The following is a 4,249-nucleotide window of genomic DNA, read 5'->3' on the forward strand; positions in this document are numbered from 1 at the left end:
TCCTCGACGCGGACGTCGTCGCGATGCGGAACGAGGATGCGCTGATCGAGTGGGTCCGAGACCGGAGCCTCCGCGAGCAGGAAGTTCTCGGCCTTCTCACCCTCGGTGCCCCAACCGTTGACCGAACCGTTGTGGGTGATGAGGAATCGATCCTCACCGGCCACGACGGCATGTTCGATGCTGTATTCGACGCCGTCCGTGCGGGGCAGTACGACGCGGAACTCGCCCTCGGGATCGGTGGACTCCAGCACGAGGCATTCGGAGGTGATCTTCGAGCCGACCCAGATCATCAGGTACTTCTCGCTGCGGGTGGAACCGAAGCCCACCCAGTAGCTTTCGTCGGGTTCGTGGAAGACCTTGACGTCCCCGGACTTGCCGAGGGTGTGTCGCCAGACGGTGTCGGGACGCCAGGATTCGTCGACCGTCAGGTAGAACACGTGCGTGGCGTCGGCAGTCCAGGTGGCCCCGGGCGCGACGTTCTCGATGGTGTCGGCGAGCAGCTCGCCGGTCTCCAGGTTCTTGAAGCGCAGCGTGTAACGCTCGTCGCCCTCGGTATCGGTCGAGTATGCCAGCAGCGTGCCGTCGAGGCTGATCGAGAACGCGCCGAGGGAGAAGAAGTCGTGACCCTCCGCTTCGACATTCGCGTCGAGCAGGACCTGCTCACCGGGAACGTCCACGTCGGACGACAGCGTGGGCGGGGTCCAGTCGTCGGGAGAGTCGACGGGGCAACGGCATTGGAGACCGTACGACTTCCCCTCGACGGTGCGCGAGTAGTACCACCACTGCCCCATGCGCGTCGGCACGGACAGATCGGTCTCCTGGGTCCGCGACTTGATCTCGTCGAAGATCTTGCCCCGCAACGATTCCAGGCCGGCGGTCTGCTGCTCGGTGTAGGCGTTCTCGGCTTCGAGGTAGGCGATCACCTCGGGATCTTCCTTGGCGCGCAACCATTCGTAGTTGTCGATGAAGGTGTCGCCGTGATGGGTGCGCTCGAGTGGCACCTTCTTGGCAATGGGTGGGGTGATCGTCATGGCGTGACCCAATCGTCGAAGTTCAGGCCCGAGATGCGCTCGTAGGCCTCGATGTAGCGGCTGCGGGTTGCGGCGACGATGTCGTCCGGCAACGGTGGCGGTGGAGTGTCGGAGTTGCGATCCCAACCGGAGTCGCCGGTCAACCAGTCTCGAACGAACTGCTTGTCGAAACTGGGCTGAACGCGACCTTCCTCGTACGAATCGGCCGGCCAGTAGCGCGAGGAATCGGGCGTGAGCACCTCGTCGGCGAGGACGAGGTTGCCGTCGGCGTCGGTACCGAACTCGAACTTCGTGTCCGCAAGGATGATTCCGCGTTCCAGAGCGAAGTTGGCTGCCCGCGTGGAGATCTCGATGGTGTCTTCACGCAACTTGAACGCAAGTTCGGCACCGACCTGATCGACGGCCTGGTCGAAGGTGATGTTCTCGTCGTGGTCGCCCAGTTCCGCTTTGGACGCGGGGGTGAAGATCGCCTCGCTGAGCTTGCTGGATTCCACGAGCCCCGGCGGAAGTTCGACGCCGCACACCTTTCCCGTCGCGTTGTAATCCGCCAGCCCGGAACCGGTGAGGTACCCGCGCGCGACGCATTCGATCGGAACCATGTTCAGCTTCTTCACCACCAGGGCGCGGCCGACCAATTCGGCGGGGATGCGTTCGTCGAGCGGATCGCCTGCCAGATGGTTGACGCCGCCGAGCTCCTCGAAGAAGAACACGCTCATCGCCGTCAACACGCGTCCCTTGTCCGGGATCGGGGTGTCGAGGATGTGGTCGTAGGCCGAGATTCGGTCGCTCGCGACGAGCAACAGATGCGCGTCGTCGATCGTGTACAGATCGCGGACCTTGCCGCCGGCCAGATGCTCGTAGCTACTCAGTGATGGTCGCACGGTGTTCAACACTATCTGGGCCGGTGGCGGCGGGGGTGTCGGCAGGCATCAGACTGGTAGCCGTGGCAACGAACAACTCGACATCGGAAGTCGGATTCCGCTCCGAACGCGGGCCGATACTGATTGCGTTGATGCTCAGCACGTCGCTGGTAGCCCTGGACGCGACCATCATCGCCACGGCGGTGCTGTCCATCGTCGACGACCTGGGCGGCTTCACGCAGTTTCCGTGGCTGTTCTCCATCTATCTTCTGGCACAGGCAGTATCGGTGCCGCTGTACGGAAAACTGGCCGACCTGTTCGGCCGCAAGAAGATCATGCTGTTCGGCATCGCGGTGTTCCTGCTCGGCTCGATACTCTGCGGCCTGGCCTGGAGCATGCCCGCCCTGATCGCCTTCCGGGCAGTTCAGGGTCTCGGCGCGGGTGCCGTGCAGCCCATGGGCATCACCATCGCCGGCGATATCTACACGCTGGCCGAGCGCGCCAAGGTGCAGGGCTACCTGGCCAGCGTATGGGCGATGTCCTCGGTGCTCGGGCCCGCGCTCGGCGGAATTTTCTCCGAATACCTGTCGTGGCGCTGGATCTTCTTCGTCAACATTCCGTTGTGCGCGCTGGCCGCGGGGATGCTGTGGCGCAAGTTCGACGAGGGAGCCGTGGAACGCACCAGGCCCAAGATCGACTACCTCGGTGCCGTGCTGCTGACGGTGGGCGCAGCCCTGGTGCTGCTGGGACTGCTCGAGGGCGGACAGTCCTGGGCATGGAACTCCCCCGTCAGCATCGCCATCTTCGCCGCCGGAGTCTCCTTGCTCGCCGCTTTCGCAGTGGTTCAGACCAGGGTCGAGGAGCCGATCCTGCCGCTATGGGTGTTCACCCGTCGTGTCCTGGTGGTCAGCAGTTTCATCTCGCTGCTCGTCGGTGCGTTGATCCTCGGCCTGACGTCCTACGTTCCGACGTTCGTGCAGGGCGTGCTCGGCACCGGCGCGATCGTCGCCGGCTTCGCGCTGTCGACCCTCACGCTCGGCTGGCCCATCGCGGCATCCCTCTCCGGGCGGGTGTACCTCCGGTTCGGTTTCCGCACCACAGCACTGATCGGTGCCTCCATCGCGGTCGTCGGAGCGGCATTCGCCACCGGCCTCGGTGCCGGTTCACAGGTGTGGCAGGTGGGTGCGGTGTGCTTCGTCATAGGCCTCGGTATGGGCCTGATCGCCAGCCCCACCCTCATCGCCGCCCAGTCGAGCGTCGAATGGTCCGAGCGCGGCGTCGCCACCTCGACCAACATGTTCGCCCGCTCCATCGGCAGTGCAGTCGGGGTCGCGGTGTTCGGTGCCATCGTCAACTCACGCATCTCCGACGACCCGAGCCCCGAACAACTGTCCGACGCCATCCATCCGGTCTTTCTGGGTGTCCTGGCGGCGGCAGCAGTGATGGCCGTCGCGGCACTGTTCATGCCCAAACGTGCGAAGGAACCGACCCGATAGCTCTCAACTCACCTGACGCGGAAACCAGTGCACCGGAGACGTCACGGACACCTCGACGGCGGTACCGGGGGCAAATCGGTCGGCGGTTCGGGCGATGGCCCGAAGCCGCAGCCCGGTGTCGTAGTGCCGCAGAGTGACCGAGGATTCGGGGCCGGTGAAGAACTCGTGTTCGACGAAAAATGCGCCGTCCTTGCGTTCCGAGACCACCAATTGCTCGGGCCTGAGCAACGCCTGCCCGTTTCCCGTTGCTCGGGTGGTGGACTCGAGACGGCCGAGGACGGTGTCGACGTGGCCACCCCGCGCTACGGCGTCGACGAAGTAGGCGTCGCCCACGAACCGCGCGACGGCGGGTGTGGCGGGCCGCTCGTAGACCTCCCGCGGTGTGTCGATCTGGGCGCAGCGACCACCCAGCAGCACGGCCACCCGATCGGCTGTTCCGAGTGCCTCGGCCCGGTCGTGGGTGACGAGGATCGACGCGGTCTTGCTGGACTGCAACAACTCTCGAACGTCCTGTCGAATGGAGGTACGCAGCCCCGCGTCGAGCGCGGCGAACGGCTCGTCCATCAACACCACCGACGGAGCCGGTGCCAGCGCACGCGCCAACGCGATGCGCTGCTGCTGACCGCCCGAGAGTTCGCTGGGCTTCACCCCACCGGAATCGGGTAGTCCGACGAGTTCGAGCATCTCGTCGACGCGTCGTGCGCGCTCGTCGCGACCGGACAGGTAGGGCCGCAGAAACCCTGCACGCAAACCGAATTCGATGTTCCTTCGTACCGTCAGGTGTGGAAACAGTCCACCTTCCTGTGGCATCAGGCCTATGCCCCGCTTCTCCGGTGGCACCTGAATCTGCCCCGCCACCGAG

3 protein-coding genes and 1 pseudogene are annotated in these 4,249 nt (G+C 64.9%); 1 reads left to right on the forward strand and 3 read right to left on the reverse strand.

Annotated features, from left to right (window positions below):
* Nucleotides 1-1,031: pseudogene (locus A2J02_RS10485) on the reverse strand (S9 family peptidase); the annotation flags it as partial.
* Nucleotides 1,028-1,912, reverse strand: coding sequence for a phosphoribosylaminoimidazolesuccinocarboxamide synthase (locus A2J02_RS10490; protein ID WP_068049858.1), 885 nt, complete (start codon nucleotides 1,910-1,912; stop codon nucleotides 1,028-1,030). The pseudogene A2J02_RS10485 and the gene A2J02_RS10490, both read right to left, overlap by 4 nt.
* Nucleotides 1,913-1,974: 62 nt before the next feature.
* On the opposite strand from A2J02_RS10490, the gene A2J02_RS10495 reads away from it, so the two are divergent.
* On the forward strand, nucleotides 1,975-3,387 hold the full coding sequence (locus A2J02_RS10495; protein ID WP_068049860.1) for an MDR family MFS transporter: 1,413 nt from the start codon (nucleotides 1,975-1,977) through the stop codon (nucleotides 3,385-3,387).
* Nucleotides 3,388-3,390: 3 nt separating this feature from the next.
* Here the strand turns inward: A2J02_RS10495 and A2J02_RS10500 are convergent.
* A partial coding sequence (locus tag A2J02_RS10500; protein ID WP_068049862.1) for an ABC transporter ATP-binding protein occupies nucleotides 3,391-4,249 on the reverse strand: 859 nt, incomplete at its 5' end.

Origin of the sequence: Rhodococcus sp. EPR-147 (assembly GCF_001647185.1) — a bacterium.
Lineage (GTDB): Bacteria > Actinomycetota > Actinomycetes > Mycobacteriales > Mycobacteriaceae > Rhodococcoides.